We start from the raw sequence: 13,886 nt of genomic DNA, 5'->3' as shown, positions 1-13,886 counted from the left end.
TTGGTTTTTTTCAGTGATTGCATGCTATCTTGATGATTTGATTCAAAGAAAGCTTTAGGTCAATTTAATGAATTTTGAAAAACTCTTTTTATATAAACAATGGTCGGATCAGCGGTTATTTAAAGCCGTAGATCAGATCAATCAAGTGCAATATTTAGAAGATTATAATTTTGCCAAGCAACAATTCAATCATATGATCATTGTCGAAGAGCTATTTAGATCTCGACTAGAAAACAAAAAAGCATTGCACACCCAAACCAATACAGAATTTTTACCCTCCTTAGATGAACTTAAGCATCGAATTGCTGAATCACATTTATGGTTTATTGAATTTGTCCAAAATATTCCATCGAATCAACTTGCTGAAATTATTCATTTTCAATTTATAGATAAAAAAACGGGCAGTCTTTCAATAGAAGAGATCTTCTTTCATATCATCAATCATGGAACATACCATAGAGGCAATATCGCACATGCTTTACATCATGCTCAGGTGGTTCATCCTGCCGATACATATACAGTCTTTATTCATCAGTATGAACCTGAACGTAGAGTGGGATAAATCATTATCATGATATATGTAAGATGTTGAATTAAAAAATTAAGTGAATAGATAAATAAACATGGACAAGAAAGCAGTAAAAATTTTACTTAAAACCATTAAAAGCTCGCAGGATCAAAATTTAGAGAGCTGGTTTTATTGGGATACATACATGCAATTCATTACTGAAGATGAGTTTGAATATGCAAAAAGCCATTCCGTTATGTTTGAACAAGAAAAAATAAGTCACAATGAAATCTGTCGAAGAATAAAAACAGCAGTTAATCAAATTGAAAAGCAATCTGTGGTGGATGCATTTATTTACAGTCTAAGTACAAGACGATTGGAGTATCGATCTTTTTTATCAAGTTACTGTATTGGTAAAAGTTTGATTGAACATGACTTTGTTTCCAGTCCAGAACCAAACTCAAATATATGTGCAGTTTGTGGGCTATATACGTATGAGTTTGAAAGACTCATTGAGTTTAATACACTCAATTTCTTTAAATACAAACATGGAAGCTGTACCGATAATTTGATTTCTGTTTTATTTGATTTGGAACAATTTCTTAAATTTCCTGTCGTTGAACCAAGCGATGAAGATTACAACATTCTCAATGAACTCAAAACGATAATAGAGACAGCTCAACCCAATGACAGAATAGCTCAACTTAAAAAGAGTATTTCTAAAGCACTCAAGTCCAATGACGATGAGCGTTTGGGGCTTTTAGAGATTTTTGGAGTGATTGGTATTTTGCATGATGACAAGCATTTTGGCTATGCTGAAAAATATGTGACATATCCAGAAAGAGAGCACCGACCGATTAGAAATGATGATGTGAACTATCCAACACGATGGTGGCAAGGACAGTTTGGCGTTGATCGTGAGAAATGGGATTATTGGTTTAATAATAAATGATCAGTAGCGCTCCTCATCTCGTAAACGGAGGGAGAACATTCATTATTGGATGAATAGCATTATTAAGATCATATGAAGCTCCCTCTGGGAGAGGGTTGGGTACCTTCTCACAAAAAAATGACATTGAAAAGAAATAATCTATTTGGATATCTGGGAGAGATTTTAAAAACTAAGGGTATATATTTTATGAACTATAAGATCGCTCTTGAATAGTATCATCTTGCCGATACATATACGGTCTTTATTTATCAGTATGAACCTGAACGTAGAGCGCTTTGATAGTTTAAAAATAGCAGATGATTTTTGCTTTCTGATATTAGAAATAAGTTAGGTATGCGAAATCAATCGTTGTCTCATTTGGTTAAAATTTAATTGTTAAAAATTAACCAATACGTATAATTAATTAAATGATACGTATGAGGTGAAATCTTATGCAAGCGAAATTGACTTTATCTATAGATAAAAAAGTGATTGAACGGGCGAAACTTTTTGCTCAGGAACATGAGCAGAGTGTTTCGAGTTTGGTTGAAGCTTATTTAGATCGTATTTCAGCACACACTGAAATTTCGAGTGATGTTCAAGCTCCTATTACTGGACGTTTGACAGGGATGTTTGCCATTCAAGACCAAGGGCAAGATTATAAGGCATTGCTTTCTGAGGCTCGTATGGAAAAACATAAATGAGCGAGCGGATATTTATTGATTCTGATGTAATTTTGGATGTGGCTTTAGCGCGTCAGCCTTTTGTTGAGGCAAGTCAAACTGTTGTAGCGTTGTGTGAGAAAGGGCATTTTACAGGGTGCATTTCTTCGAACAGTGTTGCCAATATTTATTATATTTTGCGTAAATTGGGCGGTGATGAGAAAGCGCGTCTTTTTATTCAACAACTTTTAAAAATTTTGGTGATTATCCCTGTTGATCATGTTGGGATTTCTCAAGCACTGGTGTCTAAGTTTTCTGATTTTGAAAATGCAATTCAATATTTTTCTGCGTTGAGTTTTGGTTGTAGCAAAATCGTGACGAGAAATATTCAAGACTATAAATTTGCTGAAATAGGTGTTGTTTTACCGAGTACTTTTGTAGGCTGAAGGTATGTTCCCAGATACAAAATTTTGAGAAAATAATAGATTTAAATGTCTCCCAAATTTTAAAAACTAAACATATAAATACTTTAAACAAAGAAAACCCGCTCTAAAGCGGGTTTTCTTTTAAAATTAAATCAGCTTAACCAATCAATTTCTTCATCAATTCATTGACTTGAGCAGGGTTGGCTTTACCACGAGAGGCTTTCATTACTTGACCAACGAGACCGTTGAATGCTTTCTCTTTACCAGATTTATACTCTTCAACCATCTTCTCATTGGCAGCAAGCACTTCTTTGATAATGGCTTCAATGGCACCTGTATCAGTTTCCTGTTTCAAGCCTTTTTCAGCAATGATGTCATCTGCAGTTTTGCCTTCTTCCCACATAAAGCCAAACACTTGCTTAGCAATCTTACCGCTAATGGTATTGTCAACAATACGTGCGATCATCCCACCCAGTTGTTCTGCTGAAACAGGAGAGTCTTGAAGTTCAAGGCTGGCTTTATTTAAAGCACCAGAGAACTCACCCATCACCCAGTTGGCAGCAACTTTACCTTGAGCCGCGCCGCCAGAAGCAGTAACAACCGCTTCATAGAAGTCAGCCAATTCACGAGATAGAGTCAGTACATGTGCATCATATTCAGTCACAGCAAAGTCTTCGATAAAACGCGCACGACGCGCTTTAGGTAACTCAGGAAGTGCAGCACGAGCAGCTTCGATTTGCTCATTGGCAATGATCACTGGAAGCAAGTCAGGGTCAGGGAAGTAACGGTAATCGTTGGCTTCTTCCTTAGAACGCATTGAACGTGTTTCCATTTTGTTCGGATCGAACAAACGGGTTTCTTGATCAATACGACCGCCATCTTCCAAGATGTCCATTTGACGTTGAATTTCAACATTGATGGCTTGTTCGATAAAACGGAATGAGTTGAGGTTTTTTAACTCACAACGGGTACCAAATGGTTGCCCAGGACGACGTAACGATACGTTACAGTCAGCACGGAATGAACCTTCAGCCATGTTACCGTCAGAAATCCCTAACCAACGCACCAAAGTGTGAATCGATTTGATATAAGCAACAGCTTCTTCAACTGAACGCATATCAGGTTCAGACACGATTTCAAGTAAAGGTGTGCCAGCACGGTTTAAGTCGATACCAGACATGCCTTCGAATTGATCGTGAATTGATTTACCTGCATCTTCTTCCAAATGCGCACGGGTAACGCCTATACGCTTCACTGTGCCATCTTCAAGCTGGATGTCGATATGACCTAGCCCGACGATAGGATTGTCCATCTGGCTGATCTGGTAGCCTTTTGGCGAGTCTGGGTAAAAGTAGTTCTTACGCGCAAATACAGAGGCTTGATCGATATAGGCATCAATCCCCAAACCAAAACGAATCGCAAGATCAACCACTTCTTGGTTTAGCACAGGAAGTACACCCGGCATTGCCAAGTCAACAAGGCTGGCTTGAGTATTCGGATCTTGACCAAATTCAGTTGATGAACCTGAAAAGATTTTAGACTGAGTTGCAAGCTGTGTGTGAATCTCAATACCAATAACGACTTCCCAACCGTCAATCAGCTTTGACACGGACGGTGCTAACTTTTGAGCTTCGGTCATTATGCATTCTCCTCAGCAATTGCCGCACGTTTAGTATGCCAATCTGTATTTTGTTGATATTGATGCACAATTGAAAGCAATTGTGATTCTGACCAATAGTTACCAATTAACTGTAAACCTACTGGGAGATTATTCGTATCAAAACCAACAGGTGCGTTAATGGCTGGTAAGCCCGCTAAGTTCACCGCAAGTGTATAGATATCGCCTAAATACATTTCGGTTGGACTCAAGTTCGCACCGATTTTGTATGCTGTCGTTGGTGCAGATGGCGCTGCAATGACATCGACATTCTCAAAAGCTTTTAAGAAATCCTGTTGGATTAAACGACGAACTTTTTGTGCTTTCACATAATAAGCATCGTAATAACCAGCAGAAAGCGCATAAGTACCAATCAAGATACGACGTTGTACTTCTGCACCAAATGCTTCTGAACGAGAGCGTTTATAGAGATCTAAAATATCTGTTGGGTTTTCACAACGGTAGCCATAGCGAACACCATCATAACGTGACAAGTTAGAAGATGCTTCCGCAGGTGCGATCAAATAATAAGTTGGTACATAGGCTTCAGTCATGTTGAGGTCAATTTCAACCAACGTTGCGCCCATGTCTTGCAATTTTTTCAACGATTCTTCAACACGTGTCTTAACTTCTGTATCGAGGCCTTGAACATTGAAGTATTGTTTTGGAATACCAATACGTAAACCTTTCACAGCTGTTGCATTTAAGTTTGCAACATAGTCATCCACTTCTTTGTTGATAGAGGTTGAATCTTTGAGGTCATGTCCAGCAATGGTGTTCATCAAAAAAGCACAGTCTTCAGCAGAACGTGCCATTGGGCCACCTTGATCCAGTGATGATGCAAACGCAATCATCCCGAAACGAGAGACACGGCCATAAGTCGGTTTAAGACCAGTTAAGCCACAGAAAGAAGCTGGCTGGCGAATTGACCCACCTGTGTCGGTACCTGTTGCCAGCGGTGCAAGATCAGCCGCGACAACAGCAGCCGAACCACCAGAAGAGCCTCCAGGAACATGTTCTAAATTCCATGGGTTTTTAGTCGCACCGTAGAATGAACTTTCAGAGGTTGAACCCATTGCGAATTCATCCATGTTCACTTTACCTAAAGTCACTAGGCCAGCTGCTTTGGTTTTTGCCACTACAGTTGCATCATAAGGTGAAATGAAATTGTCCAGCATTTTTGAACCCGCAGTGGTTTTAATCCCTTGGGTACAAAAAATATCTTTATGCGCCAGTGGAACACCAGTCAATACGCCAGCTGTTCCAGATTTTAGTAAGTTGTCAGCAGCATCAGCTTGTGCCAACGCTTGTTCGGGAGTGACCGTTACATACGATTTGACACGATCATCAATTTTCGCAATACGATCCAAATAATGCTGAGTCAATTCACGAGATGAAAATTGGGCAGATTTTAAGCCTTCTGTCATTTCACGAATCGATAAACGGTGTAAATCAGTCATGAGTACAATTCTTTACGATTAATTTTTTAAAATAAGTTCATTTGATCAAATATTATTCAATCACTCTCGGAACAAGGTACAAACCATCCTGAGTTGCAGGAGCAATGGCTTGATATTCTTCACGATGATTCACTTCAGTCACAACATCTGGACGAAGTGGTTGCGGATTATCAAATGGACTCTTAAGTGGCTCAACACCATCGGTATTGATCGCTTTTAAGGTCTCCATCATTCCTAAGATTTTATTTAAACTTTGAGCATATTCAGCAGATTGCGTATCATTCAGCGACAATCGAGCAAGATTGGCGATTTGCGATACAGTTTGTGCATTTAATTCTGCAGAATGCTGAACATCTGAACTTGACATGATGTCTCACCTAATCAGTTTTAAAAAAATTCAAAATATCGTGCGTTATAATAAGCGATTGACTTGTTCAAATCATCACATTTAGTTAAAGTTGCCATCTTGCGTCCATATAAAGTTTAAACTGAGAACGACCCGTGATTCTAAAACGACTAATTGGCTTGTTTTCGCCAGATCTAGCCATTGATTTAGGTACTGCAAATACACTTATTTATGCACCAGGAAGGGGCATTATATTAAACGAACCGACAGTTGTGGCAATTCGTCACAGTGGTTCGCAGAAAATTGTTGCAGCTGTAGGTTTAGATGCTAAGCAAATGCTTGGTCGTACCCCAGCCAATATTTCTGCAATCCGTCCGATGAAAGATGGTGTTATTGCAGATTTCGAAGTTACTGAAACCATGTTAAATCAATTTATTGGTAAAGTGCATGAAAAACGTTTATTTCCACCTGCACCTCGTGTAGTGGTATGTGTACCATGTAAATCAACATTGGTAGAACGCCGTGCGATTCGTGAAGCTGTGTTTAACGCAGGTGCACGTGATGTACGTTTGATTGAAGAGCCTATGGCTGCTGCGATTGGGGCGGGTATGCCTGTTGAGCAAGCGTGTGGTTCTATGGTCGTAGATGTGGGTGGTGGTACAACTGAAATTGCCATCATTTCCTTACAAGGTTGTGTGTACGCAGATTCTTTACGTATTGGTGGTGATGTTTTTGATGAACAAATTATTAACTATGTACGTAAAGCACATGGTTGTGTAATTGGTGAAACAACGGCTGAAACTATCAAAAAAGAAGTGGGTATGGCTGTTGCTGACGGCACAACTTTAGAAATTGAAGTTCGTGGTCGTAACCTTGCTGAAGGTGTACCGCGTGCGATTACGGTTACCTCAGATGAGATTACCCAAGCGATTTCTGATCCATTACAAAGTATTGTTTCTGCTGTGAAATCGGCACTTGAGCAAACTCCACCTGAGTTATCTTCAGATATCGCTGAGCGTGGTATTGTGCTGACAGGTGGTGGTGCATTACTGCGTAACCTAGATAAGTTGCTTGCTCAAGAAACAGGTCTACCTGTTGTTGTAGCAGAAGATCCTTTAACTTGTGTAACACGTGGTGGCGGTAAAGTCTTAGAATTCTTTGACAATCCAAACCATGATATGCTTTTTGTAGGCTAAACTATACTCGATTAAGTTTAAGGATGAGGCGGTGCAACCGAATCTCTTTTCAAGACAACCGCCATCTTTTCGCTCGTTCATCATTGCGGTCATCACTTGTTTGGTAGTGCTGTTTTTTAACTGGCGCATGCCACAAGTGATTCAACCGGCAAGAGATGTCTTGTATGCGGCATATAATCCAATTTATGCCTTAGCAAGTTATCCTGTATTGTCGAAAGAATGGCTAAATCAACAAACTAAATCTGAGGCTCAGTTACGTCGTGAAAATACTGCGATGCAAGCTGAATTGCTTCAGGCTCAAGTACGTCTGCAAAAACTCTCTGAACTTTCTGCTGAAAATACCCGTTTACGTGGTTTGCTTGATACGCCATTGATTATCGATGGGCGTATGGAAATTGCAGAAGTGATTGGAACCGATGCTGACCCATTGCGCCATATCATTATCATCAACCGCGGTGAAGCTAATCATTTAAAAGTCGGGCAAACCGTTTTAGATGATAAAGGAATCATGGGGCAAATCATCAACGTCTATCCCCATAGTAGTCGCGTTATGTTACTTTCCGATAAAGAACATTCTTTATCTGTACGTTTAGAAAGCTCAGGTATGCGCGCCATCGTGACGGGTACTGGTGATTTAGGACATTTGAAAATGGAATATGTTCCAACAAGTGCCAATATCAAAGTGGGTGATAAGGTCTATAGTTCAGGCTTAGGTCAACATTTTCCAGCCGGCTATTTGGTCGGTTCAGTATCTAAAGTTATGCGTCACAACACGGGTGAGTTTGCGCAAATTGATGTGGTTCCAGCTGCACAATTAGCAGGCGGTCATCATGTTGTGGTACTTTTCTCAGATTCTTTAGCGATGGAGCAGCCAAATGTTGATCGCTAAAAGATTACCTTCTGAAAAGCAACGTAAAGATCCATTATGGATCATTGTTGTATCCATTATTATTGGTTCAATTTTAGTGGTGTATCCGATGTCCTATGCGATAGCAGGATGGCGACCACTATATATGTTTTTGATCATGCTGTTTTGGGTGTTGTGTCAACCTACATGGTGTGGAATTTGGTTTGCATTTACCATGGGTCTATTTACCGATCTATTATTAGATGCACCTTTGGGGATGAATGCGTTGAGCTATGTGCTGATTGCATTTTTAACTCGTTATTTTATTCGAGAAAGACGTGTGCTGACATTTAGTAATCTTTGGATTATTAGTATGTTTGCAATCCTAGCACATTTGGTATTTACCTTTATGGCACAAGTGATGGCAGGTACGCATTTTTCGATTACCCGTCATTGGCAGACATTGGTTTCGAGTATTTTTTGCTGGCCAGTTCTTTATTATTTATTAAGAAGATGGCGCATTTAATTCTGGCCTCAGGCTCGCCAAGGCGTAAAGAGCTGCTTTTACAAGTGGGCTTGGATTTTAGCATCCACAGCCCAGATATTGATGAATCTGTCTTAGAGCATGAACAGATTGAGCAGTATGTACAACGTTTGGCTGAAAGCAAAGCCAAAGTGGTATTGAAATTGTACCCGCAAAGCACTGTCATTGCAGCAGATACAAGCTTGGTTTTTGCCAATCAAATTATTGGTAAGCCAACATCTAAGCAGCATGCTTTTGAAATATGGACATTATTGTCAGGTCAAAAACATGAAGTATTGACAGGTGTTTGCGTTGCAAATGCACATCAATTATTGAGTGTCGTGGTTCGCACGCAAGTTGAGTTCCAACAATTCAGTCTGAATGATATGGAAGAATATTGGGCTACAGGTGAACCTTTGGGGAAAGCTGGCGCATATGCAATTCAAGGCATTGCGGCAAAGTATGTGATAGGTATAAATGGTAGTTATAGCAATGTGGTTGGGCTACCGTTGCATGAAACGATACAGTTACTTGATCGTATAGATCAGCGCAGTTGAGGCACTAAATTAACTGCTGAAAAGAATTTTTATAATGTTTTGAGTTTAGTTATGTCTGACGAGTTATTGATTAACGTCACACCTATGGAATGTCGTGTGGCGCTAATTCAAAATGGTACGGTTAACGAACTGTTTGTTGAGCGGACTGTTAAACGCGGGTTAGTCGGGAATATTTATAAAGGAAAAGTTGTCCGTGTACTTCCAGGGATGCAAGCAGCCTTTGTGGATATTGGCTTATCACGTACTGCATTCTTACATATCAATGATATGATTTGGTCGCGTAATCAACCTACGCCGAATGTCTTTGAGTTATTACAACCCGGTCAAATTCTGACAGTTCAAGTGATGAAAGATATGTTGGGTACTAAAGGTGCACGACTGAGTACAGATCTTTCTATCCCATCTCGTTATCTTGTTTTGATGCCATATGGCAGCCATATTGGGGTATCACAGCGGATTGAGTCCGAAGAAGAGCGTGACCGTTTACGTTCAATGATTGAAAGGATTCAAAGTGAGCATAAGTTGCCTGGTTCGGTCATTGTACGTACAGCTGCTGAAGGCATTGAAGAGGCTTCAATTGCTCAAGATATGGCGTATTTAGCCAAGCTTTGGGAATTTATTCAGAAAAAACAAAAAATTATTGCAGTTCCTTCGTTGATTTTTGAAGAGCTTCCTTTACCACAACGTGTTATTCGCGACTTAGCCAATGATGATACGGCAACGATTTATGTCGATTCAAGAGAAATACATGCCAAGTTGCAAGAGTTCGTTTGTGAATTTGTACCGAGTATGGAAAGCCGTTTGCAGCATTATCCTGGTGAACGTCCACTTTTTGATTTGTACAATGTCGAAGAAGATATTCAAAAAGCATTACAAACCCGAGTTGCATTGAAGTCGGGTGGTTATCTGATGATTGATCAGACTGAGGCGATGACTACAATTGATGTCAATACAGGTTCCTATGTCGGTGGTCGTACACTAGAAGACACTGTGTTTAAAACCAATATGGAAGCAACTCAAGTGATTGCACGCCAATTACGTTTACGTAATTTGGGTGGCATTATTATTATCGACTTCATTGATATGCAGGAAGCTGTACATCGTGAAGAGGTCATGAATCAATTTGATAAAATGCTTGAACGTGACCATGCAAAAACTAAAATTACTCAAGTTTCCGAACTTGGCTTAGTTGAAATGACACGTAAACGTACACGTGAATCTTTGGAGCATTTGTTGTGTGAATCATGCCCAACATGTCAAGGGCGCGGATTTGTGAAAACAGCTGAGACAGTATGTTACGAAATTTTTCGAGAAATCTTAAGATATACCCGTGCTTATGAGTCTAAGAGTGGCTTTACTGTTATAGGTCATCCATCTGTAATTGATCGCCTGCTCACTGCGGAAGCCCCAGCAGTCGCGGATTTAGAGCATTTTATTAATCGTGTGATTAAATTCCAAGTCGAAAATTTATACACGCAAGAGCAATACGATATCATTTTAAGTTGAAATTGTAACAGGATATCGTTAAACAGTTGTTACATCTGAAATTTTACTTTTAGGACTGATTTCACAATACTAGATTACAAAGGTAGCCAAAGACTTTCTCCCTTCCACAGTCTTAGCAAGTGAGGTCAAAAAATGAGTGTAAGTGAACAATTAATCAGTCGTAGTATAAAACATGTATTGGAAAGCCAACCTAAAAATACATGTGTGATGTTAGATGACAATGGTCAAGAAGTGAAAATTACCAAAGACATGGTTGTAAATGTCTGTCATCAACTGTTAAACAAGTGTCGTAATGTTAAAGATTAAGGGGCATTAATTAGCCCCTTAATTTTGAATCAATTTATGTTTTATATTTAAATTAACCCTAAAATAAAATCAATTATAAAATCTTATACTGACTTTCGTTCGGCAATAGATTCTTTCAGTTTGGCTTGAGTATCTGCTTTTGTTTGAGCATTTGGCTTTTTATCGGCAAGTTCAACTGCATTTTTCTCAGCAATAATGTGCTCAAATTTTTGGATTTCATTTTCTAAATGAGTCAGAAGATTTTGCAATTTAGGCAGAGATTTACGGCAACCGGTTAAACCCACTTCTAATTTGTCTAAATAACTAGTCATGGTGATATTCAGTGCTTGACCATCCAAAACAATTGAAACAGGGTATAGGGCATCTAATTTAGCGCCATTCCAATACAAAGGTTCACGTGGTCCAGGTACATTGGAAATAATCACATTAAATGCCTGACGCTTTGGCATAAGTCCTGATGCAATATTGATGCCTGCTGCACCAAAAACGAAAGCACTATAGTTTAAGATTTGATCGGAACTCATACGTTTAAAACGATTTTTTGCATTTTGTACACTGCGCTTAATGATGTCTAAACGTTCTAACGGACTCTCTTTATGGGTTCCTAAATTTGCCAAAATCATGGTGATACGATTACTCATATCTGAGTCATCATCACGTAATGAGGCAGGAACCATTGCAATCAGTGGCTTTTTCGGTAAAGCCTCTTGTGTGATTAAATAATCACGTAACGCGCCCGCACAGACAGCCAGTACTACATCATTAATCGTGACGCCAAGAGCTTTGGAAATATCTCTGAAACGGTCAAGTTCAAAGGACTGGGCAGCGAAACGACGTGATGAACTTACGCGTTGGTTAAATAAACTACTGGGTGCTTGAAAGCTTGAAACATAATCGGGGTTTTTCCCCATTTCTTTAAATACAGTTTGGAATAGCTCTTGGGTGACCTTGGGGGCTGCTTCAACTTGTCCTTTTAGTGCAGAGAATATTTTTTTAGCTTTATCCAGTTTGGTTTCCTTTAAACGTTTTGCACGTTTACCTTCGACACACCAAGGAGGAATAATGGTTTTGGAATCAGCATCTTTTGAAAATGATTTTTCTAAAAGACGCATACCTGCTACACCATCAATCATGGCATGGTGGATTTTAAAGTACATGGCAAAACGATTGCCTTCAATGCCTTCAATAATATGACAAGTCCAAAGTGGCTTTGCTCGGTCAATCAGTGAACTGTGTTCTTGTGAAATATAAATCAATAATTCACGGATACGTCCTGGATGAGGTAATGCGATATGACGGAAATGATGATCAATATCAAATTCTTCATCTTCATCCCAAAACATACCACTTAAGCGATTGTTAAAAGGTGGGACCGGGATAGATTTTGAGTTACGAATATCCGCAACGAGATCTTGAATGAATGTAGAAGGCGCATGTTCGGGTATTTCAAATAAGAATAACCCACCAACATGCATGGGTTGTTGACGTTTTTCTAAATTTAAAAAAATAAAATCAATGGGGTGTAATGGGCGCATAGTCTTGGATTGCCTCACTGCAATTTCTACCACAACTCATTTATGAGTTGGTGAATTGTTAGAATTATAGAACCGTGTAACTTGGGTCTGTTGATCATTCATCCATGGTTACAACGATGACATGTTGGAAAACAATTTGTACATCGCTGCGTCTTGTGGTGCCGACAAAGCAGTGCTTTGTAGATACTCAGTGTATAGCTAAAATTATCTCAGTCTGTGTGATGAAACTTGAAAATAGTATTGCTATTTTTACATGTCGTTACCTACTCAACTCTAGCCCACAACGCAAGCTATAGGGGAAATATCAACAAATCTTAGTATAAAACTTTTCTAAGCGTAAAATCCAAGCATTTCGATGAACGATAAGTTAATAAGAAGCCATGAGTTTTCATGACTTTTTCTACTATTACTTTTTTAAGTTACCTGCATGTAAGCCACATTCTTTATGCGTTGCTTCTTCCCACCACCAACGGCCTTCGCGTTCATGTTGATTTGGCAATACTGGACGGGTACATGGTTCACAGCCAATTGAGATAAAACCCTTTTCATGTAATGGATTATAAGGAATCTCCATCATACGAATATAGTTCCATACATCCGCACTGGACCAATTTGCCAATGGATTATATTTAATTAGTTGTTTCCCTTCACCAGAAAAACCACTATCCACTTGAATAACTGGTATTTCTGTACGTGTGCCTGGACTTTGATCTTTGCGTTGTCCTGTGATCCAGCCATCTAAAGTGGCTAATTTTTTACGTAAGGGCTGAACTTTACGAATACCACAGCATTCTTTATGATCATCTTGATAGAAACTAAATAAGCCTTTTTCATTAACCAATTGTTGAACGGCATCAGCTTCAGGAAAGCAAATTTCAATTTTAATCCCATAGTGCTTACGAACTGTTTCAAGAAATTGATAGGTTTCAGGATGTAAACGGCCTGTATCTAAACTAAAAACACGAAATGGTTTGCCTAAATTATGTGCCATATCGATAAGAACAACGTCTTCTGCGCCAGAAAATGAAATTGCAATTTCACCTTCCTGAGAAAGCGCAAGTTCTAAAATTTCAGAAGGTGATTTGTCGGCATACTCAGTCGCAAGTGCGTCCACAAGATCTATGGTTGGAATGGCGGTCATATCTGCTCCTGGCAGTTAGCTTGAAGCTACATTTTTCGTAAACATATTCAAAAGATATTTGAATTTAAGCATTTTGGCAAAAATTAGCTCAATTCAACTTCTGTGAATTGCTGCTTTTGACAATCAAGATATTTTAAAGTAAATGAAATATGCCACTTAGCAGATTAATTAAAATGCTTATGAATAAAACAGATTTGTAAACATTTACAAGCCTTATGCATAACCAAATGAAATAGATTTGCTGTAAAAACTTTCAGCATTCTTTTTAAACTTTAGTGCTATGATA

Annotated in this window: 15 protein-coding genes; 10 read left to right on the top strand and 5 right to left on the bottom strand. The window is 39.0% G+C overall.

The genetic code is table 11. The annotated features are described in order from the left end of the window. The first annotated feature begins 67 nt into the window (after nt 1-67). From WFN33_RS04935 to WFN33_RS04920, 4 genes are all read left to right on the top strand, one after another. The gene (locus WFN33_RS04935) at nt 68-562 is read left to right on the top strand and encodes a DinB family protein (RefSeq protein WP_336951867.1); all 495 of its coding nucleotides are present in this window, start codon (nt 68-70) and stop codon (nt 560-562) included. A gap of 151 nt (nt 563-713) precedes the next feature. After that, the gene (locus WFN33_RS04930) at nt 714-1,460 is read left to right on the top strand and encodes a hypothetical protein (protein ID WP_335955461.1); all 747 of its coding nucleotides are present in this window, start codon (nt 714-716) and stop codon (nt 1,458-1,460) included. 431 nt (nt 1,461-1,891) lie between these two features. Continuing rightward, the gene (locus tag WFN33_RS04925) at nt 1,892-2,143 is read left to right on the top strand and encodes a DUF6364 family protein (RefSeq protein ID WP_336951866.1); all 252 of its coding nucleotides are present in this window, start codon (nt 1,892-1,894) and stop codon (nt 2,141-2,143) included. Then, on the top strand, nt 2,140-2,547 hold the full coding sequence (locus tag WFN33_RS04920; protein WP_336951865.1) for a PIN domain-containing protein: 408 nt from the start codon (nt 2,140-2,142) through the stop codon (nt 2,545-2,547). The genes WFN33_RS04925 and WFN33_RS04920 overlap by 4 nt, the downstream gene beginning before the upstream one ends. Nucleotides 2,548-2,683: 136 nt before the next feature. Here WFN33_RS04920 and gatB read toward each other — a convergent pair whose 3' ends face one another. From gatB to gatC, 3 genes are read right to left on the bottom strand one after another with little or no spacing between them, the layout of a single operon-like run. Then, nucleotides 2,684-4,165, bottom strand: a complete 1,482-nt coding sequence (gene gatB / locus WFN33_RS04915; protein WP_336951864.1) for an Asp-tRNA(Asn)/Glu-tRNA(Gln) amidotransferase subunit GatB — start codon at nt 4,163-4,165, stop codon at nt 2,684-2,686. Next, on the bottom strand, nt 4,165-5,643 hold the full coding sequence (gene gatA / locus WFN33_RS04910) for an Asp-tRNA(Asn)/Glu-tRNA(Gln) amidotransferase subunit GatA (protein ID WP_336951863.1): 1,479 nt from the start codon (nt 5,641-5,643) through the stop codon (nt 4,165-4,167). Before gatA ends, gatB begins: the two co-directional genes overlap by 1 nt. 52 nt (nt 5,644-5,695) lie before the next feature. Continuing rightward, nucleotides 5,696-6,010 (bottom strand): Asp-tRNA(Asn)/Glu-tRNA(Gln) amidotransferase subunit GatC, encoded by a 315-nt coding sequence (gatC, locus tag WFN33_RS04905; protein ID WP_336951862.1) that lies wholly within the window; start codon nt 6,008-6,010, stop codon nt 5,696-5,698. Nucleotides 6,011-6,144: 134 nt separating this feature from the next. Between gatC and WFN33_RS04900 the strand changes: the two genes are divergently transcribed. From WFN33_RS04900 to WFN33_RS04875, 6 genes are all read left to right on the top strand, one after another. Continuing rightward, complete coding sequence (locus tag WFN33_RS04900; RefSeq protein WP_004717418.1) at nt 6,145-7,185, top strand: rod shape-determining protein; 1,041 nt, start codon at nt 6,145-6,147, stop codon at nt 7,183-7,185. A gap of 31 nt (nt 7,186-7,216) precedes the next feature. Beyond that, nucleotides 7,217-8,074 carry a rod shape-determining protein MreC gene (gene mreC / locus WFN33_RS04895; RefSeq protein ID WP_004717416.1) on the top strand — a complete coding sequence of 286 codons (858 nt, stop codon included), beginning with the start codon at nt 7,217-7,219 and terminating at the stop codon, nt 8,072-8,074. After that, nucleotides 8,061-8,558, top strand: coding sequence for a rod shape-determining protein MreD (mreD, locus tag WFN33_RS04890; protein WP_336951861.1), 498 nt, complete (start codon nt 8,061-8,063; stop codon nt 8,556-8,558). Before mreC ends, mreD begins: the two co-directional genes overlap by 14 nt. Beyond that, nucleotides 8,546-9,112 (top strand): Maf family nucleotide pyrophosphatase, encoded by a 567-nt coding sequence (locus tag WFN33_RS04885; protein WP_336951859.1) that lies wholly within the window; start codon nt 8,546-8,548, stop codon nt 9,110-9,112. The genes mreD and WFN33_RS04885 overlap by 13 nt, the downstream gene beginning before the upstream one ends. Before the next feature lie 51 nt (nt 9,113-9,163). After that, nucleotides 9,164-10,618 carry a ribonuclease G gene (gene rng / locus WFN33_RS04880; RefSeq protein ID WP_336951858.1) on the top strand — a complete coding sequence of 485 codons (1,455 nt, stop codon included), beginning with the start codon at nt 9,164-9,166 and terminating at the stop codon, nt 10,616-10,618. A 132-nt stretch (nt 10,619-10,750) separates the two neighbouring features. Then, nucleotides 10,751-10,924 carry a PA1571 family protein gene (locus tag WFN33_RS04875; RefSeq protein ID WP_004717412.1) on the top strand — a complete coding sequence of 58 codons (174 nt, stop codon included), beginning with the start codon at nt 10,751-10,753 and terminating at the stop codon, nt 10,922-10,924. An 83-nt stretch (nt 10,925-11,007) separates the two neighbouring features. Here WFN33_RS04875 and WFN33_RS04870 read toward each other — a convergent pair whose 3' ends face one another. Both WFN33_RS04870 and WFN33_RS04865 read right to left on the bottom strand, forming a co-directional pair. Continuing rightward, a complete protein-coding gene (locus WFN33_RS04870; RefSeq protein ID WP_336951856.1) occupies nt 11,008-12,459 on the bottom strand; it encodes a WS/DGAT/MGAT family O-acyltransferase in 1,452 nt (483 codons plus the stop codon). A gap of 406 nt (nt 12,460-12,865) precedes the next feature. Further along, a complete protein-coding gene (locus WFN33_RS04865; RefSeq protein ID WP_336951854.1) occupies nt 12,866-13,600 on the bottom strand; it encodes a phosphoadenylyl-sulfate reductase in 735 nt (244 codons plus the stop codon). Between the last annotated feature and the right edge of the window lie 286 nt (nt 13,601-13,886).

This window comes from Acinetobacter sp. AS167 (genome assembly GCF_037152175.1).
GTDB lineage: Bacteria > Pseudomonadota > Gammaproteobacteria > Pseudomonadales > Moraxellaceae > Acinetobacter.
This window is presented reverse-complemented; position numbering and strand designations above follow the sequence as displayed.

Coding starts and splice junctions, on each gene's coding strand:
- WFN33_RS04885 (WP_336951859.1), top strand. CDS start 8,546: ATGGCGCATTTAATTCTGGCCTCAGGCTCGCCAAGGCGTAAAGAGCTG.
- WFN33_RS04865 (WP_336951854.1), bottom strand. CDS start 13,600: ATGACCGCCATTCCAACCATAGATCTTGTGGACGCACTTGCGACTGAG.
- WFN33_RS04875 (WP_004717412.1), top strand. CDS start 10,751: ATGAGTGTAAGTGAACAATTAATCAGTCGTAGTATAAAACATGTATTG.
- WFN33_RS04925 (WP_336951866.1), top strand. CDS start 1,892: ATGCAAGCGAAATTGACTTTATCTATAGATAAAAAAGTGATTGAACGG.
- gatB (WP_336951864.1), bottom strand. CDS start 4,165: ATGACCGAAGCTCAAAAGTTAGCACCGTCCGTGTCAAAGCTGATTGAC.
- rng (WP_336951858.1), top strand. CDS start 9,164: ATGTCTGACGAGTTATTGATTAACGTCACACCTATGGAATGTCGTGTG.
- WFN33_RS04935 (WP_336951867.1), top strand. CDS start 68: ATGAATTTTGAAAAACTCTTTTTATATAAACAATGGTCGGATCAGCGG.
- mreD (WP_336951861.1), top strand. CDS start 8,061: ATGTTGATCGCTAAAAGATTACCTTCTGAAAAGCAACGTAAAGATCCA.
- WFN33_RS04870 (WP_336951856.1), bottom strand. CDS start 12,459: ATGCGCCCATTACACCCCATTGATTTTATTTTTTTAAATTTAGAAAAA.
- WFN33_RS04930 (WP_335955461.1), top strand. CDS start 714: ATGCAATTCATTACTGAAGATGAGTTTGAATATGCAAAAAGCCATTCC.
- gatA (WP_336951863.1), bottom strand. CDS start 5,643: ATGACTGATTTACACCGTTTATCGATTCGTGAAATGACAGAAGGCTTA.
- WFN33_RS04920 (WP_336951865.1), top strand. CDS start 2,140: ATGAGCGAGCGGATATTTATTGATTCTGATGTAATTTTGGATGTGGCT.
- gatC (WP_336951862.1), bottom strand. CDS start 6,010: ATGTCAAGTTCAGATGTTCAGCATTCTGCAGAATTAAATGCACAAACT.